Source organism: Ensifer sp. 2TAB8 (assembly GCF_052115125.1).
Classification (GTDB): Bacteria; Pseudomonadota; Alphaproteobacteria; order Rhizobiales; family Rhizobiaceae; genus Ensifer.
The window spans coordinates 33,411-53,275 of sequence record NZ_JBFRGB010000018.1; the positions used below are offsets into that span (position 1 = coordinate 33,411).

The 19,865-nt window shown below is 59.9% G+C and carries 20 protein-coding genes; 10 read left to right on the forward strand and 10 right to left on the reverse strand.

Features of this window, described 5'->3' with window-relative positions:
• Positions 1–17: 17 nt before the first annotated feature.
• From AB4Z53_RS25140 to hemE, 7 genes are all read right to left on the reverse strand, one after another.
• Complete coding sequence (locus tag AB4Z53_RS25140) at positions 18–812, reverse strand: ParA family protein (protein ID WP_291153148.1); 795 nt, start codon at positions 810–812, stop codon at positions 18–20.
• A gap of 15 nt (positions 813–827) precedes the next feature.
• Positions 828–1,469 (reverse strand): 16S rRNA (guanine(527)-N(7))-methyltransferase RsmG, encoded by a 642-nt coding sequence (rsmG, locus tag AB4Z53_RS25145; protein ID WP_441598252.1) that lies wholly within the window; start codon positions 1,467–1,469, stop codon positions 828–830.
• Positions 1,466–3,349, reverse strand: coding sequence for a tRNA uridine-5-carboxymethylaminomethyl(34) synthesis enzyme MnmG (gene mnmG / locus AB4Z53_RS25150; RefSeq protein WP_441598254.1), 1,884 nt, complete (start codon positions 3,347–3,349; stop codon positions 1,466–1,468). The genes rsmG and mnmG overlap by 4 nt, the downstream gene beginning before the upstream one ends.
• 101 nt (positions 3,350–3,450) lie before the next feature.
• Positions 3,451–4,779, reverse strand: coding sequence for a tRNA uridine-5-carboxymethylaminomethyl(34) synthesis GTPase MnmE (mnmE, locus tag AB4Z53_RS25155; protein WP_441598256.1), 1,329 nt, complete (start codon positions 4,777–4,779; stop codon positions 3,451–3,453).
• 373 nt (positions 4,780–5,152) lie between these two features.
• Positions 5,153–6,418, reverse strand: coding sequence for a transcription termination factor Rho (rho, locus tag AB4Z53_RS25160; protein ID WP_093233478.1), 1,266 nt, complete (start codon positions 6,416–6,418; stop codon positions 5,153–5,155).
• 193 nt (positions 6,419–6,611) lie between these two features.
• Positions 6,612–7,154, reverse strand: a complete 543-nt coding sequence (gene hemJ / locus AB4Z53_RS25165) for a protoporphyrinogen oxidase HemJ (protein ID WP_113541293.1) — start codon at positions 7,152–7,154, stop codon at positions 6,612–6,614.
• Positions 7,151–8,182 (reverse strand): uroporphyrinogen decarboxylase, encoded by a 1,032-nt coding sequence (gene hemE / locus AB4Z53_RS25170; RefSeq protein ID WP_441598258.1) that lies wholly within the window; start codon positions 8,180–8,182, stop codon positions 7,151–7,153. Before hemE ends, hemJ begins: the two co-directional genes overlap by 4 nt.
• 405 nt (positions 8,183–8,587) lie before the next feature.
• Between hemE and AB4Z53_RS25175 the strand changes: the two genes are divergently transcribed.
• From AB4Z53_RS25175 to dnaQ, 5 genes are all read left to right on the forward strand, one after another.
• Positions 8,588–9,409, forward strand: coding sequence for a pyruvate, water dikinase regulatory protein (locus AB4Z53_RS25175; RefSeq protein WP_113541295.1), 822 nt, complete (start codon positions 8,588–8,590; stop codon positions 9,407–9,409).
• Between the two features lie 136 nt (positions 9,410–9,545).
• On the forward strand, positions 9,546–10,145 hold the full coding sequence (locus AB4Z53_RS25180; protein ID WP_113541296.1) for a Maf-like protein: 600 nt from the start codon (positions 9,546–9,548) through the stop codon (positions 10,143–10,145).
• Positions 10,138–10,995, forward strand: coding sequence for a shikimate dehydrogenase (locus AB4Z53_RS25185; RefSeq protein ID WP_113541297.1), 858 nt, complete (start codon positions 10,138–10,140; stop codon positions 10,993–10,995). The genes AB4Z53_RS25180 and AB4Z53_RS25185 overlap by 8 nt, the downstream gene beginning before the upstream one ends.
• Complete coding sequence (coaE, locus tag AB4Z53_RS25190) at positions 10,995–11,597, forward strand: dephospho-CoA kinase (protein WP_113541298.1); 603 nt, start codon at positions 10,995–10,997, stop codon at positions 11,595–11,597. The genes AB4Z53_RS25185 and coaE overlap by 1 nt, the downstream gene beginning before the upstream one ends.
• Positions 11,590–12,294: a DNA polymerase III subunit epsilon gene (gene dnaQ / locus AB4Z53_RS25195; RefSeq protein WP_113541299.1), complete on the forward strand. Its 705-nt coding sequence runs from the start codon at positions 11,590–11,592 to the stop codon at positions 12,292–12,294. Before coaE ends, dnaQ begins: the two co-directional genes overlap by 8 nt.
• Before the next feature lie 62 nt (positions 12,295–12,356).
• Here the strand turns inward: dnaQ and secB are convergent, their stop codons facing one another.
• Complete coding sequence (gene secB / locus AB4Z53_RS25200; RefSeq protein ID WP_113541300.1) at positions 12,357–12,860, reverse strand: protein-export chaperone SecB; 504 nt, start codon at positions 12,858–12,860, stop codon at positions 12,357–12,359.
• A 182-nt stretch (positions 12,861–13,042) separates the two neighbouring features.
• Positions 13,043–13,549, reverse strand: a complete 507-nt coding sequence (locus AB4Z53_RS25205) for an FxsA family protein (RefSeq protein WP_441598261.1) — start codon at positions 13,547–13,549, stop codon at positions 13,043–13,045.
• A gap of 130 nt (positions 13,550–13,679) precedes the next feature.
• Between AB4Z53_RS25205 and AB4Z53_RS25210 the strand changes: the two genes are divergently transcribed.
• The 5 genes from AB4Z53_RS25210 to gyrB all read left to right on the forward strand — a co-directional run bounded on the left by AB4Z53_RS25210 (position 13,680) and on the right by gyrB (position 19,007).
• Positions 13,680–14,384: a Tim44/TimA family putative adaptor protein gene (locus AB4Z53_RS25210; protein ID WP_223725950.1), complete on the forward strand. Its 705-nt coding sequence runs from the start codon at positions 13,680–13,682 to the stop codon at positions 14,382–14,384.
• 15 nt (positions 14,385–14,399) lie between these two features.
• Positions 14,400–15,503, forward strand: a complete 1,104-nt coding sequence (mltA, locus tag AB4Z53_RS25215; protein WP_441598263.1) for a murein transglycosylase A — start codon at positions 14,400–14,402, stop codon at positions 15,501–15,503.
• Positions 15,496–16,062: a Smr/MutS family protein gene (locus AB4Z53_RS25220; protein WP_441598265.1), complete on the forward strand. Its 567-nt coding sequence runs from the start codon at positions 15,496–15,498 to the stop codon at positions 16,060–16,062. The genes mltA and AB4Z53_RS25220 overlap by 8 nt, the downstream gene beginning before the upstream one ends.
• On the forward strand, positions 16,059–16,436 hold the full coding sequence (locus AB4Z53_RS25225) for a helix-turn-helix domain-containing protein (protein WP_113541305.1): 378 nt from the start codon (positions 16,059–16,061) through the stop codon (positions 16,434–16,436). The genes AB4Z53_RS25220 and AB4Z53_RS25225 overlap by 4 nt, the downstream gene beginning before the upstream one ends.
• Before the next feature lie 135 nt (positions 16,437–16,571).
• Positions 16,572–19,007 carry a DNA topoisomerase (ATP-hydrolyzing) subunit B gene (gene gyrB, locus AB4Z53_RS25230; protein ID WP_441598267.1) on the forward strand — a complete coding sequence of 812 codons (2,436 nt, stop codon included), beginning with the start codon at positions 16,572–16,574 and terminating at the stop codon, positions 19,005–19,007.
• Positions 19,008–19,067: 60 nt separating this feature from the next.
• Here the strand turns inward: gyrB and AB4Z53_RS25235 are convergent, their stop codons facing one another.
• A complete protein-coding gene (locus tag AB4Z53_RS25235) occupies positions 19,068–19,664 on the reverse strand; it encodes a nitroreductase family protein (RefSeq protein ID WP_441598269.1) in 597 nt (198 codons plus the stop codon).
• Positions 19,665–19,865 lie beyond the last annotated feature (201 nt).

Consider the following 19,865-nt stretch of genomic DNA (forward strand, 5'->3'; position numbering starts at 1 on the left):
TTACGCTACCGAAATGATTATGCCGCCTTGCGCTGGCGCTCGCGCTGAATCACTTCCGATGCCAATTGCAGATAGGCCTGGCTTCCAGCGCACTTCAGATCATAGAGGATCGCAGGCTTGCCGTAGGACGGCGCTTCGGAAACCCTAACATTGCGCGGAATAAGCGTGTGATAGACCTTGTCGCCAAGATGGGTCCGTACGTCGCTGACGACTTGCTGGGCGAGATTGTTGCGCGAGTCGAACATCGTCAGCACGATGCCCTGTATGTCCAGCGCCGGGTTCACCGATCGGCGAACCTGATCTACGGTCTCCAGCAGCTGGCTCAGACCCTCCAGCGCGAAGAACTCGCACTGCAACGGCACCAGCACCGAATGTGCCGCCGCCATGGCATTCATCGTCAACAGATTGAACGATGGTGGGCAGTCGACCAGAACGTAGGAATATTCCATGGCCGCCGGGCTTACCAACGCCTTGCGCAAACGGAAGACCCTGTCGGCTTCCTGCGAGATCTCCATTTCGACGCCAAGAAGGTCCATCGTCGATGGCACGATCGAGAGATTCGGCACGGCAGTTTGCTGCACGATCTCRCCAATCCCATGAGAACCCATCATCAGTTCGTAGGAAGAGAGATTCCGATCGCGTCGCTGAATGCCCAAGCCCGTGCTGGCATTGCCCTGCGGATCAAGATCAACGATGAGAACGCGCTCGCCGATCGCCGCCAAAGCCGTTGCCAGATTGATGGCGGTCGTCGTTTTGCCGACTCCGCCCTTCTGATTTGCGATTGTGATAATCCGATTTCTAGCGCCAAACATGTTTCCGCTCGCCGATCACTGAACCTTGCGTGACAGATTTGCGATCTCGAGCACGACAGAGTCGGGCTCGACGACGCTTGGATGTTTTACCAGATCGAACTGGTAGCGGCCAATGGCTTTGTCGATTTCGCGCTGGTAATCCCGCCCTTTATGGAAGTAGGCGACGGCTTTGCGCTCCTCAGACAGCATCCATGGAGTGGAATAGTCGAGTAGTAACGTCAGATCCGCGAGTGCACGCGCGGAAACGGCGTCGGCGCCAAGGATCACTTTACCGGCTTCCTCGATTCGAATCGGATGAACGGAGCCGCGCGCACCTGTTTCAGCCAGGGCCACACGCAGAAATGCGGCCTTCTTGTTGTTACTTTCGACGAGATGCACCCAGCCGTCAGCGAACTCCGAGAGATAGATCGCGGTAATGATCCCCGGGAAACCGCCGCCACTGCCGAGGTCAACCCATGTCTTGGGTCCGGGCGACAATTGTACGAGCTGCAAGCTATCGACGATATGGCGGCGCCAGAGGTCTTCAATCGTGGAAGGCGCGACGAGATTGATCGACTTCGCCCATTTCTGAAAAAGCCGGGCGAAGTGCTCCAATCGTTCATTCGTTTCACGTGAAACACGCAGTCCGTTCAACACCTCGACTGGACTCGTCTTCATTGTGCACTTGCCTTCTCTTCGCGTTCTACGGTTCCGGGCTGACGCTTCAACCAGGCCAGAATCAACGACGCGGCGGCAGGCGTCATGCCATCCACCTTCATCACCTGCGATAGATTTCGCGGCGCGTGTTGCTTCAGCTTCTGCTTCAACTCATTGGACAATCCGGACAGTTTGTCAAAGTCAAAGCCATCCGGAATGATCAGGTTCTCTTCACGACGGATGCCGGCAATATCGGCAGCCTGCCGATCCATATAGACCGCATAGGCCGCGTCGATTTCCAGCGCCTCAACGACCCGCGGGCCGATCGCCGACAACTCCGACCAGATCGGCAACAGGGCAGAGATCGACTGATCCGGATAGGAGAGAAGCTCAAAGGCGGTGCGGCGCTGGCCATCCTGATTCAGCTTCAATCCGTGGCGGTTGCCCTCGGCGGGCGTTATCGAAAGGCTCTTCAACAACTGCCGTCCATCATCGAATTGAGCGCGCCATTCTAGGAATCGCTCACGGCGGGCGTCGGAGATGCAGCCAAGCTCCATCGCCAAAGGTGTCAGCCGCGCATCGGCATTGTCGGCGCGGAGCGACAAACGGTACTCGGCGCGAGACGTGAACATGCGGTAAGGCTCGGTAATGCCGCGCGACGTCAGGTCATCGATCATGACGCCGATATAGGAGTTGGTGCGACTGAAAATCACCTCCGGTCGTCCGGTTGCTTGTAGCGCCGCGTTCAAACCCGCGACCAGTCCCTGCGCACCGGCTTCCTCGTAACCCGTCGTCCCGTTGATCTGACCTGCCAGGAACAGACCCGGCATTTTGCGCACCGCCAAAGTCGCATTTAACTCGCGCGGGTCCACGTGGTCATACTCGATCGCATAGCCGGGCTGCAGGATCGTCACGTTCTCCAGGCCAGGAATCGTGCGAATGAACGCTTCCTGGATATCGGTCGGCAGTGATGTCGAGATCCCGTTCGGATAGATGGTGTCATCGTCGAGACCTTCCGGCTCCAGGAAAATCTGATGGCCGTCGCGTTCGCCGAAGCGCACGATCTTGTCTTCGATCGATGGGCAGTAGCGCGGACCGACCCCTTCTATCTGTCCCGAGTACATCGCTGACTTTCCGATGTTGTCGGCGATGATCTTGTGTGTCGCGTCAGTCGTACGAGTCACGCCGCAATCAATCTGACGATTCAGAATACGGTCCGTCATGAACGAGAACGGCACCGGGTCTTCATCCGGACCTTGCCGCCCGACCTTGTCCCAGTCGATCGTACCTCCATTCAGGCGCGCCGGTGTGCCAGTCTTCAATCGCCCGAGCTTCAAACCGTAGCGAAGCAATGTACCCGAAAGGCCAATAGACGGCTCTTCTCCAACGCGACCGGCGGGGATCTTCTGGTCGCCGATATGGATCAGCCCCTTCAGGAAAGTGCCAGTCGTCAAGACCACAGACGTCGATGCAAACGTCCGTCCGTCCTTCATGACGACGCCGCCAATATTGCTGTCCGCTTCAATTAGGTCAAACGCATCGCCCTCGACAACCGTCAAGTTGGCGATGGCGCTGATCTCGCGCTGCATTGCTTCGCGGTAGAGCCGCCGGTCGGCTTGGGTGCGCGGCCCGCGAACAGCCGGTCCCTTGCGTCGGTTAAGGAGTCGAAACTGAATGCCGCCGGCGTCCGCCACACGGCCCATCAAGCCATCCATCGCGTCGATCTCGCGCACAAGATGGCCCTTGCCCAAGCCACCAATCGCTGGATTGCAGGACATGACGCCGATGGTCGACGCCTTGTGGGTGATCAGTGCTGTGTTGGCCCCGAGCCGCGCAGCGGCGGCGGCCGCTTCGCAACCGGCGTGGCCGCCGCCAATGACGATGACGTCAAACTGGATCATTGCTTCATATCTCCAAGCCAGCACTGCTTCGCACCGGCACGAATCGTTTCACGTGAAACACAACGAAGGACTCGCAAACGTTGTATCGTTGTTTCCACAGACTATTTTCCGATACAGAATTCGGAAAATATCACATCCAATAGGTTCTCGACATCCACCCGTCCGGTAATGCGTCCAATTGCGTCACCGGCGAGACGAAGCTGCTCAGCACGGATATCGAGACCTTGATTTTCCCCGGCCAAGCTTTCTTCGATGGAGCGGAGTGCCTGGCGCAGGCTATCAACGTGACGTCGGCGCGAGGGCAAGGCGAGCGACGTGCGCCCGCTGAGGTCGGGGAGGTGGCCCGCGATCGCATCCAAGAGGCGGTCCATGCCTTCACCCGTTCTCGTCGAGATCAAGACATCCGCTTCACCGGTAGCCCAATGCCGATCAGAGCGATCGATCTTCGTCGCGACCCGCAAGACGGGCGCACCGTCATTGCTGATATCGGAGAGAGATCCAAATCCGCGTGCTGTCTCAGACAGGAGAAGGATCAGATCCGCTCGTTCGATAACTTCTCGCGCGCGACGGATACCCTCTTGCTCCACCCGCTCCTCGGTTTCCCGCAATCCGGCAGTGTCAAAGAGTTTGACTGAGAATCCGGCTAATGAAAGATCGACCGAGAGAACATCACGAGTCGTTCCGGCGACTTCGGTAACGATCGCGATATCCCTCTGTGCCAGTGCATTGAGCAAGCTCGACTTGCCGGCATTCGGCGCGCCGGCAATAACGATCTTCAATCCATCCCGAATAATCTCGGCGATCGGAGCATCCGCGATATGAGCGGCGATTTCCTGTGCGAGCGTGGACATGTCGCGCCAGATGCGTTCGCTTACCGAACCCGGCACATCGTCCTCATCGGCGAAGTCGAGCTCGGCTTCAATCATCGCTCGCGCATGGGTCAGACGCTTCGCCCAGCCGGCATAAACTTTCGATTGGCCCCCGCCGGAATGTTCGATCGCGAGGCGACGCTGCATCTCGGTTTCGGCCACGATCAGATCGGCAAGCCCCTCGACTTCCACAAGATCCAGCTTGCCATTCTGGAAGGCGCGTCGTGAAAACTCTCCCGCCTCCGCATGGCGCAAGCCTTCGTAACTGGAAAGTTCCTCAAGCAAAGAGTTGACCGCTGCGCGGCCGCCATGGATCTGAAACTCAGCGCAGTCCTCGCCCGTGAAGGAGGCAGGTCCACGAAAATAGAGAACGAGGCCACTATCGATCACAAGACCGTTGCGTGACCGAATCGATTTCAGCGTCGCCGTCCGCGGTGAGGGGACCTCACCGCACAGCGCTTCCAGGACCGTCGCGGTCTGCTGCCCACTGATGCGCACGACAGCCACGCCTGCGGGCAGGGCACCGCTGGAAAGCGCATATATGGTGTGCATCGCTGTCATTGGTCTACCTGAAAAGACCGCGGAGCGGCTAGGCGCCGCGCGGTCGGCATATTTGGGATTGTCTTAGTTCCTGACCCGAATCGTTTTGCTTCGCGGAGGATACTTACGCGAAGACAACGCCGTATCTCGAAGGACCGGAGTGCTTATGCCGAAACGGCCTTGAAATATCAAGGTCCTGCCGCAACCTGCGCTCCAATGATCAACGGCGTGTTTCACGTGAATCAGCGCGCGCGATGCAGGCTCACAGGCAGAGAATTCCGACGTTCGTTGCGAGCCCGAATCGATGCTGGCGTTGAATCCGGCTAACCTTCCGGAAAAGAAAAACCGGCCGATGATGCGTCGGCCGGTTTTTGGCGTCGATATGGAACGCGCCTTAGGTATTCATCGAGTCGAAGAAATCGCCATTGTTCTTCGTCTGCTTCAGCTTGTCGATGAGGAACTCGATCGCGTCGGTCGTACCCATCGGTGCCAGAATACGGCGCAGAACGAAGATCTTCTGCAGATCCTGGCGCGGCACCAGGAGGTCTTCCTTACGCGTACCGGATTTGAGGATGTCCATAGCCGGGAAGATGCGCTTGTCGGCGACCTTGCGGTCCAGCACGATTTCCGAGTTACCGGTACCCTTGAACTCTTCGAAAATGACTTCGTCCATGCGGCTGCCAGTATCAATCAGCGCTGTCGCAATGATCGTGAGCGAGCCACCTTCTTCGATGTTACGGGCCGCACCGAAGAAGCGCTTCGGGCGCTGCAGGGCGTTGGCGTCGACACCACCGGTCAGAACCTTGCCGGATGACGGAACAACCGTGTTGTAGGCGCGGCCGAGACGGGTGATCGAGTCGAGCAGAATGACGACATCGCGGCCATGTTCGACCAGGCGCTTGGCCTTTTCGATGACCATTTCAGCAACCTGGACGTGGCGCGTCGCCGGTTCGTCGAAGGTCGAGGAAACGACTTCACCCTTCACCGAGCGCTGCATGTCCGTCACTTCTTCCGGACGTTCGTCGATCAGAAGAACGATCAGATAGCATTCCGGATGATTGGCAGTGATCGAATGCGCGATGTTCTGCAGGAGAACGGTCTTACCGGTGCGCGGCGGTGCGACGATCAGGCCACGCTGGCCCTTGCCGAGCGGCGCCACCAGGTCGATGACCCGGGCCGAGAGATCCTTCGAGGTGGGAACCTCGAGTTCCATCTTGAAGCGCTCGTTCGGATAGAGCGGCGTCAGGTTGTCGAAGTGAACCTTGTGACGGATCTTTTCCGGATCGTCGAAATTGATGGTGTTGACCTTGAGCAGAGCGAAGTAGCGCTCGCCTTCCTTCGGTCCGCGTATCGGGCCCTCGACCGTGTCGCCAGTCTTCAGAGAGAAGCGGCGGATCTGGGAAGGCGAGATGTAGATGTCGTCGGGACCGGGAAGGTAGTTTGCGTTCGCCGACCGGAGAAAGCCGAACCCATCCTGCAGCACTTCAACGACGCCTTCGCCGATGATTTCGATATCCTGTGCCGCGAGCATCTTGAGGATCGCGAACATCAGCTCCTGCTTGCGCATCGTGCTGGCGTTCTCCACCTCGAGCTCCTCGGCAAAGGCGAGCAGATCGGTCGGCGTCTTGTTCTTGAGTTCTTGTAGCTTCATTTCAGCCATGAAGGATCCATGTTTGGTATGGGTAGTGGAGAGATGGCGAGTATTCGTTGGGGAGCTGCGGCTGGAAAGGCAGGCTCTTGTCTTTGTCACAAGCCATGAAGAGGAGATGGTGGAAAATAGCGATTCACGTGAAACCCCGCAAGGGGCTGTCGCAAATTAGAAACGACTATTGCAAATCACGAATCGATTAAATTCAGAACGGCTTCACCACCACCATGATCACGATGAGAATCATCAGCAGCGTCGGAGCCTCGTTCATCAGTCGCCAGTAGCGCGCATCGTGCTTGTTTTCGTCTCGCTGGAATTCACGGACAGCGCGGCTGAAGCGCATGTGGACGGCTGTCAGCAACACCACGAACAGAAGCTTGGCGTGCAGCCAACCACCCTGGAAGCCATAGACGCTCCAGGCGAGATAAAGCCCGAGCACCCATGAAATCATCATTGCCGGGTTCATGATGACCTTCAGGAGCCGCATCTCCATCATCTTGAAGGTTTCCGACTGTGCAGAACCCGGCTCGGCGTCGGTGTGGTAGATGAAGAGGCGCGGCATGTAGAGAAGCGCCGCCATCCACGACATCACCGCGATGACATGCAGCGCCTTGATCCAGAGATAGAGATCATCCGGCCGCCAGACGAAAAGACCGACAAGAAGCGCCGCGAAACCGCCGAGCGCAATCGCCGCCCTGAGCCGCGCCCTGTTGCCAGGGGCCTGATCGGTCTGCTTCTCCGCCATTATCGCGCTCCGCGAACCCGTGCGACCAACGCCGACACGTGTTCCGGATCCGCCTGCGGCGTGATGCCGTGGCCGAGATTGAAGATCAGCGGCCCATGGCCGAGCGCGTCGAGAATACGGTCGATACCGTCTTCAAGCGCTCTGCCACCGGCAACGACCCGCATCGGATCGAGATTGCCCTGGATGGGTCCCTCCTTCTGTAGATCCTTGGCGAAGGACAGCGGCACGGTCCAGTCGAGACCGATGGCGTCGGCACCTGTTGCCTGGCGGTAGGTCTTCAAAAGCTGCCCTGCGCCTTTTGCAAATGCGATGATCTTTGCGTGCGGCCGCTGTGCTCGGACAGAAGCAATCATGCGCTGAACCGGCTTGACTGCGTAACGGGCGAATTCTTCCTCACCGAGAACGCCCGCCCAGGAATCGAAGATCTGGACAGCGTCGGCGCCGGCATCGATCTGCCGCACGAGATAGTCTGCCGAGACATCCGCCAGGAATGACAGCAGCTGATCGAAGACTTCGGGGTTGCGGTAGGCGAAGAGCCGGGCAGGGGCCTGGTCCGGCGTCCCGTGTCCGGCGATCATATAGGTCGCAACCGTCCAGGGAGCGCCACAGAAGCCGAGCAGCGTCGTTTCCGCGGGGAGTTCGGTCCGCAGCCGCGAAACCGTCTCGAAGACAGGCTGGAGGTGCTCAGCGATGCCCTCCGGCTTCAGGTGCAGGATACCGTCGACATCGATCGGATCCATTCGTGGTCCATGACCTTCTTCGAAGCGCACATTGCGTTTCAGGGCATCGGGAATGACCAGGATGTCGGAGAAGAGAATGGCGGCATCGAAAGCGTAGCGACGGATCGGTTGCAACGTGACCTCGACTGCGAGGTCGGGCGTGTAGCAGAGATCGAGGAAGCTTCCGGCTTCAGCGCGTGTTGCCCTGTACTCCGGCAAATAACGGCCCGCCTGGCGCATGAGCCAGATCGGAGGAGGCGACACCGTTTTCCCTGCCAAAACCTCCAGAACCTTTCTGCGCGTTTCGGTCACGGATCACTCTCCCAATATAAAATCAAAGATATTTAGAAGGTTTCTATTTCTTAGAGTCGGTGGGTATCAAGGATTAAAACATCCCAGCGAGTTGTCCACGACCATGGTTTGGGACCAGGCGCGGTGGGAGAACGATTGGCCAGTTTGGAAAAACAGTGCGCAGAGGCGAATAAACGCCTTTCGATTCAGTCGATTAGCGAAATCCCACTTTTGGCCAGGCTTGTGGACAAACGGTTGATACGCGTGACACTTTGTCATTGCCGCGAGTCTTTTCCACATTTGCCGCGGAGCGCTTTCCGCGGCTGCGTCAATTGTGAATAAGTCGGCAGTTTTCCCCTTGCCTGGATCGGGGCCGCGTCGTTAGCTGTTCTTATCCCGGCTTATCAACAGCAGCAGGAGAATTGCGTGGAGAACAAGAAAAACTACTTCCACCTTCACCTGATTTCGGACTCGACCGGCGAGACTCTGATCGCTGCGGGGCGCGCAGCGGCCGCTCAGTTTCAGAGTTCGCATGCGCTCGAACATGTCTATCCGCTGATCCGTAACCGCAAACAGTTGCTGCAGGTTCTCGATGCGATCGATGGCGCGCCGGGCATCGTGCTCTATACGATTGTCGACCGGGATCTCGCCGATGTCATCGATCAGCGTTGCCGCGAGATGGGTGTCCCTTGCGTCTCGGTGCTCGATCCGATCATCGACCTCTTCCAGTCCTATCTCGGCTCACCGTCGCGACGTCGCTCCGGCGCCCAGCATGTGATGGATGCGGAGTATTTTGCCCGCATCGACGCGCTCAACTTTACTATGGACCATGACGACGGCCAGTTGCCCGCCGACTTCGACGAGGCGGATGTCGTTCTCGTCGGCATCAGCCGCACATCGAAAACGCCGACCAGCATCTATCTCGCCAACCGCGGCATCAAGACGGCCAATATCCCGATTGTCCCGGGCGTGCCGTTGCCCGAAAGATTGATGGAGGCGACGAAGCCGCTCGTCGTCGGTCTGATTGCCACGGCCGATCGCATCTCGCAGGTGCGTCAGCACCGGGTGCTCGGAACGACGCAAGGGTTCCACGGCGATCAGTATACGGACAAGGCCTCGATTACCGAGGAGCTGAAATATGCCCGCTCGCTCTGCGCCCGTAACAATTGGCCGGTCATCGACGTCACCCGCCGTTCGATCGAGGAGACCGCGGCGGCAATCGTTGCCCTGCGTCCGCGTCTGCGCTAGAGCCGGATAACGAAATGTGCCTGCGGTTTTCCGCCCCGCCATCCCGCTCTTACTTAAAAGAATGGATGACGATTTGGGTCGAGCCGACCCCAGGTCACGTGATAGACCCGAATCGAACAATACGGGAACCTGCTTGATGTTACCTTCGCTCGTCCTGGCCTCGGCAAGCCCGTTTCGCCGCGCGCTCCTGGAAAATGCTGGCCTCGTTTTTGAGGCGAAGGCAGCCAGAATCGACGAACGTGCGCTGGAAAAGCCACTCGAAGACGCTGGAGCCGCACCCGAAGCCGTCGCGCTGGCACTTGCAGAAGCAAAGGCGCGCGATGTGGTCAGGCATTTCGGTGATGCGCTGGTGATCGGCTCGGACCAGACCATGTCTTTGGAGGCACGGGTTTATCACAAGCCGAAGGATATGGCGGAAGCGGCCCGGCATCTGCTGTCGCTGTCCGGCAAGACCCATCGCCTCAACAGCGCCATTGTGCTTATGCGCGGCGAAGAGGTCGTCTGGCGGCACGTCTCTTCGGCTCACATGACCGTGCGGCCGCTGACGGCCGACTTCATCGAGCGTCACTTGCAGCGTGTCGGCGAAAAGGCGCTTTCGAGCGTCGGCGCCTATCAGTTGGAAGGCGAGGGGATTCAGCTCTTCGATAAGATCGAGGGCGACTACTTCACCATCCTCGGTCTTCCGATGCTGCCGTTGCTCGCCAAACTTCGTGAACTGGGAACGATCGATGCGTGATTCACGTGAAACATTTGTTAACCACGCCTTCGTCACGGGCTATCCGATCAAGCATTCCCGGTCGCCACTTATCCATGGCCACTGGCTGAAACAGCTGGGTCTGCCCGGCAGCTACCGTGCGCATGAGGTCAAGCCGGAAGAATTCGCAGCCTTCATTGCCAGCCTCAAGGACGGAACATCCGGCTTTAGCGGCGGCAACGTCACCATCCCCCACAAGGAGCTTGCCTGTCGCCTGGCGGATCGGCCGGATGAACTGAGCCAGGAGCTCGGCGCCGCCAACACTCTGTGGGTTAGGGATGGCGAGGTGCATGCCACCAACACCGATGGCCGCGGCTTCGTTGCCAATCTCGATGAGCGGGCGACCGGCTGGGACAAGACGTCGACTGCGGTGGTCCTCGGCGCCGGCGGTGCCAGCCGTGCCATTATCCAGGCCGTCCGTGACCGTGGCATCAATACGATCCATGTCGTCAATCGGACGGTCGAGCGGGCGAGGGAACTCGCCGACCGTTTCGGACCGTCGGTTGAAGCGCATCCGCTGGCCGCGCTGGAAGAGGTCATGACCGGCGCAGGCCTGTTCATCAATACCACCTCGCTCGGCATGGATGGCAGTGAAGCGCCGGCGATCGATTTCGGCGTCATGGCACCCGGCGCCGTCGTCACCGACATTGTCTATGTTCCCCTGAAGACGCCGATCCTCGCTCAGGCGGAGGCGCAAGGTTTTGCGATCGTCGACGGTTTGGGCATGCTTCTCCACCAGGCTGTGCCCGGCTTTGAACTCTGGTTCGGCTGTCGTCCGACGGTCGACGCCACGCTTCGACAACTCATCATCGATGACATGGACAGACACTGATGATTATCCTCGGGCTCACAGGTTCGATCGCCATGGGCAAATCGACGGCGGCCCAGATGTTCCGCGACTTCGGCGTTCCGGTGAACGATGCCGACGAGGTCGTGCATGAACTTTATCGCGGCGAGGCGGTGGCGCCGGTCGAGGCGGCCTTTCCCGGAACGACGAAAGACGGCGAGGTCGACCGGGCCGAACTGTCGCGCCAGCTCATGGGAGCGCCGCGTCGGTTGCGCGAACTGGAGGCGATCGTTCATCCGCTCGTGCGCAAGAGCGAGCAGGAGTTTCTGGCGAAGAACGCGGCCGCCGGTGAGCCTTTTGTCGTCTTGGACATTCCGCTGCTGTTCGAAACGGGCGCGGAAAAGCGGGTCGATCGCGTCGTCGTGGTGACCTGTTCGGCCGATCTCCAGCGGGAAAGGGCACTGAAGCGCCCTGGAATGACCGAGGAAAAACTCGCGATGATCCTTGCGCGGCAGGTGCCGGACAGCGAAAAGCGTAAACGCGCCGACTACATCATCGATACCAGCGACAGTTTCGACGTCACTCGCAGCCAAGTGAAGGCCGTCGTCGACCAACTCGTAGCCAGCAACGGAGACGCGGATGCGTGAGATCATCTTCGATACGGAAACGACCGGCCTCGACAATCGTGAGGACCGAGTGATCGAAATCGGCGGTGTCGAACTCGAGAACCAGTTTCCGACCGGCCGCACGCTGCACATCTTCGTCAATCCCGGCAGCCGCAAGGTTCACCCGGACGCACTCGCGATCCACGGGATTACCGATGACTTCCTGAAGGACAAGCCGCCTTTCGCCGATGTCGTCGATGAGATCCTCGAATTCTTCGGTGATGCCCGGTGGGTCGCACACAACGCCACCTTCGACATGGGCTTCATCAACGCCGAGTTCGCGCGTCTGGGATTGCCGCCGATTGCAATCGATCGTGTGACGGACACCCTGGCGCTCGCCCGACGCAAGCACCCGATGGGACCGAACTCGCTCGACGCGCTTTGCCGTCGTTACGGTATCGACAATTCGCACCGCGCGAAACACGGCGCTCTTCTCGACTCCGAACTGCTCGCCGAAGTCTATATCGAGATGATCGGCGGTCGCCAGGCGGCACTCGGTCTTGTCTCGACGAAGTCGGCGGGACAGTCGATCGAGCTCGACGATGCGCCGATCGTCATCGGCCAGCGCCCGCGTCCGCTGCCGAACCGGCTCTCGGAGGACGATCTTGCGGCGCACGCTGCGCTGATTGCGAAGATCGGCGGCAAGGCGATCTGGGCGAAATACGAACCCCAGGAATAAGCAGGCATGAAAAAAGCCCGGCGCGAGCCGGGCTTTTTTATCTCAGCGTTCTGAATTTCAGATCAGTTCGCGGTTTCGTTCGAATTGGAAACCTGGGCACGGACCTTTTCTTCGGCCATGCGCTGCGCGAACATCTGCGCGAAGTCGATCGGGTCGATCATCAGCGGCGGGAAGCCACCGTTGCGGGTCGCGTCGGCAACGATCTGACGCGCGAACGGGAACAGCAGACGCGGGCACTCGATGAAGAGCAGCGGCAGCATGTGCTCCTGCGGGAAGCCTGCAACGCGGAAGACGCCGCCATAGGCGAGTTCGACGTTGAAGAGAACGCGGTCGCCGTCCTTGGCCTCGGCATTCAGCGAGAGAACCACGTCGAAATCGTTCTCTGCGAGCGGGTTGGCGTTGACGTTGACGTTGATATTGATCGACGGCGCCTTGTCACGGGCCTGCAGCGAACGCGGAGCGCCCGGGTTTTCGAAGGAAAGATCCTTGATATACTGGGCGAGGATGTTCAGCGTCGGGCTCTGCTGCGCGCTGCCGTTGCCGTTGGATGCGGTATCAGTCGTCATAAGGGTTCCTCGACAAAAATAGGTGAGGCCATCTAGCATTTCGGCCTAGGGCTTACAACCCTGCGGACCCAGCGCTTGCAGCCGGATACGCTGCCTTTGCTTCAAACCGCGAAGCCGGGAATATGCTCCGGAATATGGGCGACAGAGTGCCCTATAAGCATTGTTTCCAACAATGCTCTTCGCTAGGGCCGGTGGCGATTGCCTGATTGCGGCGGATCCTCCTCGTCCGTGCGCGAAAATTCGCCTTCGTCGAGATCGATGACGCGCGGCGAGGGGCGTGGCTCGCGCGGGTCGTTTTGCGGGTGCCAGCTTGCCCCGGAGGCCGCGGTCACGATCGTCATCTTCTTGCGCAGAAAGGCGGCAACGGCGTTGCGGACAAAGGGCAGGAACAGGAGGAGGCCGATCACGTCGCTGACGAAACCCGGTACGACGAGCAGGATCGCGGCGACGAACAACAAGGCACCGCCAATCACCTCTCGACCCGGGTCACTGCCGGTGCGGGTGGCATCCTGCATCCTGCGGATGACGGTAAATCCCTGGACTCTCAGCAAGATCACACCCACAAATGCGCTGAGCAGCACCAGAAGCAGTGTCATCAAAAGGCCGATCTCGCGACCGACCACGACAAAGCCGGCGATCTCGGCGAGCGGAAGCCCGAAGATGATAAGAGGGATAAGAAATGAACGCATCAATGCTGCCCGAATATGAAACTTGGTGTCACATCCCGTTCTAAGGGTGCGACATCGCCATTTGAATGATCTATTCTTGCGGACTATATGGAATAGCCACGAGAAATTCTAACAGCGGTTCCGGGTGGAAATGGGCTCTTTCGACTTCATCACGTTTTTTTTCCTGATCGCCGCGGTGGTCATTTTCCTGCAACTGCGCAGCGTCTTGGGCCGCCGGACGGGGAGCGAACGGCCGCCGTTCGATCCATATTCATCGCGAGACATGAGCCAGGGGCCGGAAAACGGTGACAAGGGCAAGGTCGTGCAGTTGCCGCGACGCGACAACGCGGACGAAGATGCGGGCCGTTACGAATCGGTCGATGCCTTTGCCAAGGCGGGCACGACGCTCAACACTCAACTTCGGGCGTTGAGCGACGCTGATCCGAGCTTCGACCCCAAGGAGTTCGTCAACGGCGCCAAGATGGCTTACGAGATGATTGTCATGGCATTTGCGGATGGCGACCGTAAGACGTTGAAAAACCTGTTGTCCCGCGAGGTCTATGAAGGTTTCGATGCGGCGATTACCGATCGCGAGCGCAAGGGCGAAGTCGTCAAGTCCACCTTCGTCGGCATCGACAAGGCCGACATCATTCACGCTGAAGTGAAGGACAGTGAAGAGAACATCACGGTCCGTATCGTCAGCCAGCTGATTTCGGCGACCTACGACAAGCAGGGCGGCCTGATCGACGGCGATGCCGAGTCGGTTGCCGAGGTCAATGATCTCTGGACATTCGCGCGCGACATCCGCTCACGCGATCCGAACTGGAAGCTGATCGCCACCGAATCCGAAAACTGAGCGGACGTGGCGACGATGTCCTTTCGACTTGAACCCGTCAGTTTCGACGATCTCCCGGGCTGGCGGGACGACGACCCGACCAAGGTGATCGAGGCGATGCGTCGCTGTCAGAAGCACGTCTCGACAGCCAAGCCCTATCGCACGGGTTCGCTCGGCATCTCGGTCGATGATCTGACGCCGGCCTTTTCGGCTTCATCGGTGGAGACCGATTCAGCCGAGGGTGCAAGGACTTTCTTCGAGAAGCACTTCGTACCGTTCCGGATCGTGCCGGAAGCCGGTTCCGGCTTTGTTACCGCCTTCTACGAACCGGAAATTGACGTTCGTGCCCAGGCGGACGAGACCTATCGGTACCCGCTCTACCGCCGCCCTGCGGATTTGATCGATATCGACGATACGAACCGGCCCGACGGCATGGATCCCTATTTCGCTTTCGGTCTTTCCGAGGGTGGCCGGATCGGCGAGTATCCGGACAGGAAAGCAATCGAGCAGGGTTGTCTTGCGGGCCGCGGCCTCGAGATCGCCTATGCGAAGTCCAAGGTCGAAGTTTTCTTCGTTCATGTGCAGGGCGCGGCGCGCCTCCGATACCCGGATGGTTCGCGTCGCCGTGTCACCTATGCCGCCAAGACCGGCCACTACTTCTCCGCGGTCGGCAAGCTCTTGATCGAGCGCGGCAAGATCGATGCCGCGACCGTCTCGATGATGAGCATTCGCGACTGGCTTGAGGCGCATCCGGACGAGGTCGATGAGGTCCTCTGGCACAACAGGTCATTCATCTTCTTCCGCGAAGCCGCGGTCGAAGACGAGCACTTGGGGCCGATTGCCGCCGCCAAGGTCGCGCTCGAGCCGGGACGCTCGCTGGCGGTGGATCGCCTGATCCACACGTTCGGCGTGCCGTTTTACGTCGCAAGCAACAGCCTGACGCGCCTGGACGAAGGCAAACCCTTCCGGCGCCTGATGCTGGCGCTTGATACCGGTTCGGCGATCGTCGGCCCGGCACGCGGCGATATCTTCACCGGTTCCGGTTTTGAGGCGGGCGAACGGGCGGGAGCGGTCCGTAACACTGCCGATTTTTATGTTTTCGTTCCCAAGGCGGCCGCGGCACGATACGGCAATGCCTAAGGAAAAGAAGCTTTCAGCAGAGGATCGCATTCTCTGGGGCAAGGTTGCCCGTTCGGCGAGACCGATGCCGGGTCGCCTCGACGACCTGATGGACATGCTTGCCGAGGACGAGCAGGCAAAGCCGCAAGAAGAGCTGAAGGCCAAACAGCAGCAACCACCGACAGGCGCCGTTGAGCAGCCGGGCATCGCGCTGACGAAGAAGTCTGGCGACAAGGTGCATCACCCGCTTGAGAAGCCGGTCAAGCGCAAGCTTGCCAAGGGGCGCCTGACCCTCGAAGCGCGGATCGACCTGCACGGCATGATCCAGAGCGAAGCGCATGGCCTGCTCCTGCAGTTTCTGTTGAGGGCACATGAACGTGGGCTGCGCCATGTCCTTGTGATCACCGGCAAGGGCACGTCTTTCGGCAGCGACGGTGCGTTGAAACGGGCGGTGCCACTCTGGTTCTCACTTCCCGAGTTCCGCCCGCTGATCTCGTCCTATGAGCAGGCCGCCCGCAACCACGGCGGCGAGGGCGCCCTCTATGTTCGCCTTGCTCGTGCTCGAGGCGGCGCGATATGACGCCCTTCGGCGAGGCACTGCGCGAACTCAGGCGCAGGAAAGGCGTGTCGCAGAAACAGATGGCGGCAGCGATCAACGTCTCCGCCGCCTATCTCTCGGCCCTCGAACATGGAAAGCGCGGGGCGCCGAGTTTTGATTTTCTCCAGCGGGTGGCGGGCTATTTCAACGTGATCTGGGACGAGGCGGAGGAATTGTTCCGCATCGCCAACGTTTCCGCCCCGAAAGTCGTGCTGGATACCTCGGGCCTGACGCCGGAGCACACGGCCTTTGCCAACCGGCTCAGCGAGCAAATTCGCGCTTTGTCGCCGGAGACGATCCGCAAGCTGGAAGATGTTTTGGAAAAAGCCACATTTCCTGATAATGACAGGGGATGAAAGCTTGTTTCCGGCCGCTGCCCGGCGGTCCGGGATTTGGAACCCTGGACAAATTTTCTATAGTCCACGAGGCGTCCGAGACGTGATTCGCAACGAATCACCACGTCCGAAGAACCTGGAAAGACCCGTAGCTGAATGACCGATATTCCTGAGACCGAAGCCGGCGCCAGCGCCGAATATGGTGCCGATTCCATCAAGGTGCTGAAGGGCCTGGATGCCGTGCGGAAGCGGCCGGGCATGTATATCGGCGACACGGACGATGGTTCGGGTCTGCACCACATGGTCTACGAGGTCGTCGACAACGCCATCGACGAGGCGCTGGCCGGCCATGCCGATATCGTGACGGTGACGCTCAATCCGGATGGTTCGGTAACGGTGACGGACAATGGCCGCGGCATCCCCACGGACATTCACAAGGAAGAAGGTGTCTCGGCGGCCGAGGTCATCATGACCCAGCTGCACGCCGGCGGTAAGTTCGACCAGAACTCCTACAAGGTATCGGGCGGTCTGCACGGCGTCGGCGTGTCGGTGGTCAATGCGCTTTCGGTTTCGCTGAAGCTGAAGATCCGGCGCGCAGGCAAGGTTCACGAGATGAGCTTCACCCACGGTGTTGCTGACGGCGCTCTCGCCGTTACCGGCGAGGCCGGCGATGCGACCGGTACCGAGGTGACGTTCCTGCCGAGCAGCGAGACGTTCACCAAGACCGACTTCGACTACAACACGCTAGAGCACCGCTTGCGCGAACTCGCTTTCCTGAATTCAGGCGTTCATATCATCCTCACTGACAAGCGCCATTCGGATATCCGGCAGGACGAGATGATGTATGAGGGCGGCCTGGAGGCCTACGTCTCGTATCTCGACCGCGCCAAGAAGCCGCTGGTGCACAAGCCGGTATCGATCCGTGGCGAGAAGGACGGCATCACCGTCGAAGTGGCGATGTGGTGGAACGACAGCTATCATGAAAACGTGCTCTGCTTCACCAACAACATTCCGCAGCGCGACGGCGGCACGCATATGGCGGGCTTCCGCGGTGCGCTGACCCGGCAGGTTACGTCCTATGCCGATACGTCCGGCATCACGAAGAGGGAAAAGGTCACGCTTCAGGGCGAAGACTGCCGCGAAGGCCTGACGGCCGTGCTTTCGGTGAAGGTTCCGGACCCGAAGTTTTCGTCTCAGACGAAGGACAAGCTCGTATCCTCAGAAGTCCGCCCGGTTGTCGAAAGCCTCGTCAACGAAGCCCTCAGCACCTGGTTCGAGGAACATCCGACCGAAGCCAAGATCCTCGTCGGCAAGGTCGTCGAAGCGGCCGCCGCCCGCGAAGCCGCCCGCAAGGCCCGCGAACTGACGCGCCGCAAGGGTGCGCTCGACATCTCATCGTTGCCCGGCAAGCTTGCCGACTGCTCCGAACGCGATCCGGCCAAGTCCGAAGTCTTCCTGGTGGAGGGTGACTCGGCAGGTGGCTCCGCCAAGCAAGGCCGTTCGCGCGAAAATCAGGCAATCCTGCCGCTACGCGGCAAGATCCTCAACGTCGAACGCGCGCGCTTCGACAAGATGCTGTCGAGCCAGGAAATCGGTACGCTGATCACCGCGCTCGGCACCTCGATCGGCAAGGACGAGTTCAACGCCGACAAGTTGCGCTACCACAAGATCATCATCATGACGGACGCCGACGTCGACGGCGCGCACATTCGCACCCTGCTGCTCACCTTCTTCTTCCGTCAGATGCCGGAGTTGATCGAGCGCGGCCACCTCTATATCGCCCAGCCGCCGCTCTACAAGGTGACGCGCGGCAAGTCGGCCCAGTACCTGAAGAACGAGCAGGCGCTGGAAGACTACCTGATCACGATGGGCCTGGAAGAAGCCACGCTGGAACTGGAGTCGGGCGAAGTGCGTGCCGGCCAGGATCTGCGGGAAGTCATCAACGACGCGCTCCGCCTGCGCAATCTGATGAACGGGCTGCATTCGCGCTACAACCGCTCGATCGTCGAGCAGGCCGCGATCGCCGGCGCCCTGAACGTCGAGCTCAACGGCCAGCGCGATGCCTATGAGGCGGTCGCCGCTGAGGTTGCCCGTCGCCTCGACGTCATCGCCGAGGAAACCGAGCGCGGCTGGACCGGGACGGTCACGGCCGAAGGCGGTCTCCGCCTCGAGCGCATTGTCCGCGGCGTCAAGGAAGTTGCCGTGCTCGACATGGCGTTGATCGGTTCGTCCGACGCCCGCTACATCGATCAGCTTTCCGCGAAGCTCAAGGAAGTCTATGCCGCCCCGCCGGTCCTGCGCCGTCGCGACGGTACCCTGGAAATCAGTGGACCGCGTGCGCTTCTCGACGCGATTTTCGCGGCCGGTCGCAAGGGTCTCTCGATGCAGCGCTACAAGGGTCTTGGTGAAATGAACGCCGAGCAGCTCTGGGAGACGACGCTCGATCCGAACGTTCGCTCGCTGTTGCAGGTTCGGGTCACCGACGCCACCGATGCCGACGGCCTGTTCTCGCGCCTGATGGGCGACGAGGTCGAGCCGCGCCGCGACTTCATTCAGGAGAACGCGCTGAGCGTCGCCAACCTCGACATCTGATCTTTTTGGGAGATCATTGCCAGTTGAGATCCCGGTGCCCCACGGCACCGGGATTTTTTGTTACTCGCCCTTGAACTGGCCCTCGAAAGCGAACTCGCTGACCGGTTTGCGCTGGCTCGGGATTTCCCGCGCACGCAGATCGTCCGGTAGCGTTGAGGGATCGGCAAGTCGCCCGATCGCAACGGCGGCTTCGACGCGGTGGTGCTCGGGAACGTTCAGGGCGTGCATGGCCTTGTCGCGGTCGATACCCGCCATGCCATGTGCGTGCCAGCCGGAAAGCGAAACCTGCAAGGCAAGGCTGTACCAGGCCGAGCCTGTGTCGAAGGCGTGCGTATAGGCATGCCGCATCTCGCCGTTCTGCGCCTGGTTATGCGTCCTTGAAATGACGATCAGAAGTGCTGCCGCGTTCTTCGCCCAGCGCTGATTGCCTTCATCAAGAGTGTCGAGCAGAACCGGGAAATGCTTGGTCCCGCGACGGGCATAGACGAAGCGCCATGGCTGCCGGTTGCTCGCGGAGGGTGCCCAGCGGGCCGCTTCGAAGAAGGAAAGCAGTTCGCTTTCGTCGATCTCCTCGTTGGTAAAGGCGCGGGGCGACCAGCGCTCCAGGAACATGGCATCGATGGGATAATCGGCTTTTCTGTTGTCGGTCGCCGTCATGGACATGCCTTCTCTCTATGCTCTCTAACTCTTGGGCCGCGCGGCGCCTGATCTGGCCTTGCGCCTATGGCTCGATTCGTTTCGGACGCTACATGAGGTCGCGTGTGGATGAAACGGGGTTGGACGCACGCAGACGTGAGCGCGCCGGCATCCGGTGAGCGCCAGGAAAGTGCAGAAACGGTCGCGTGGGTCATTGCTGTT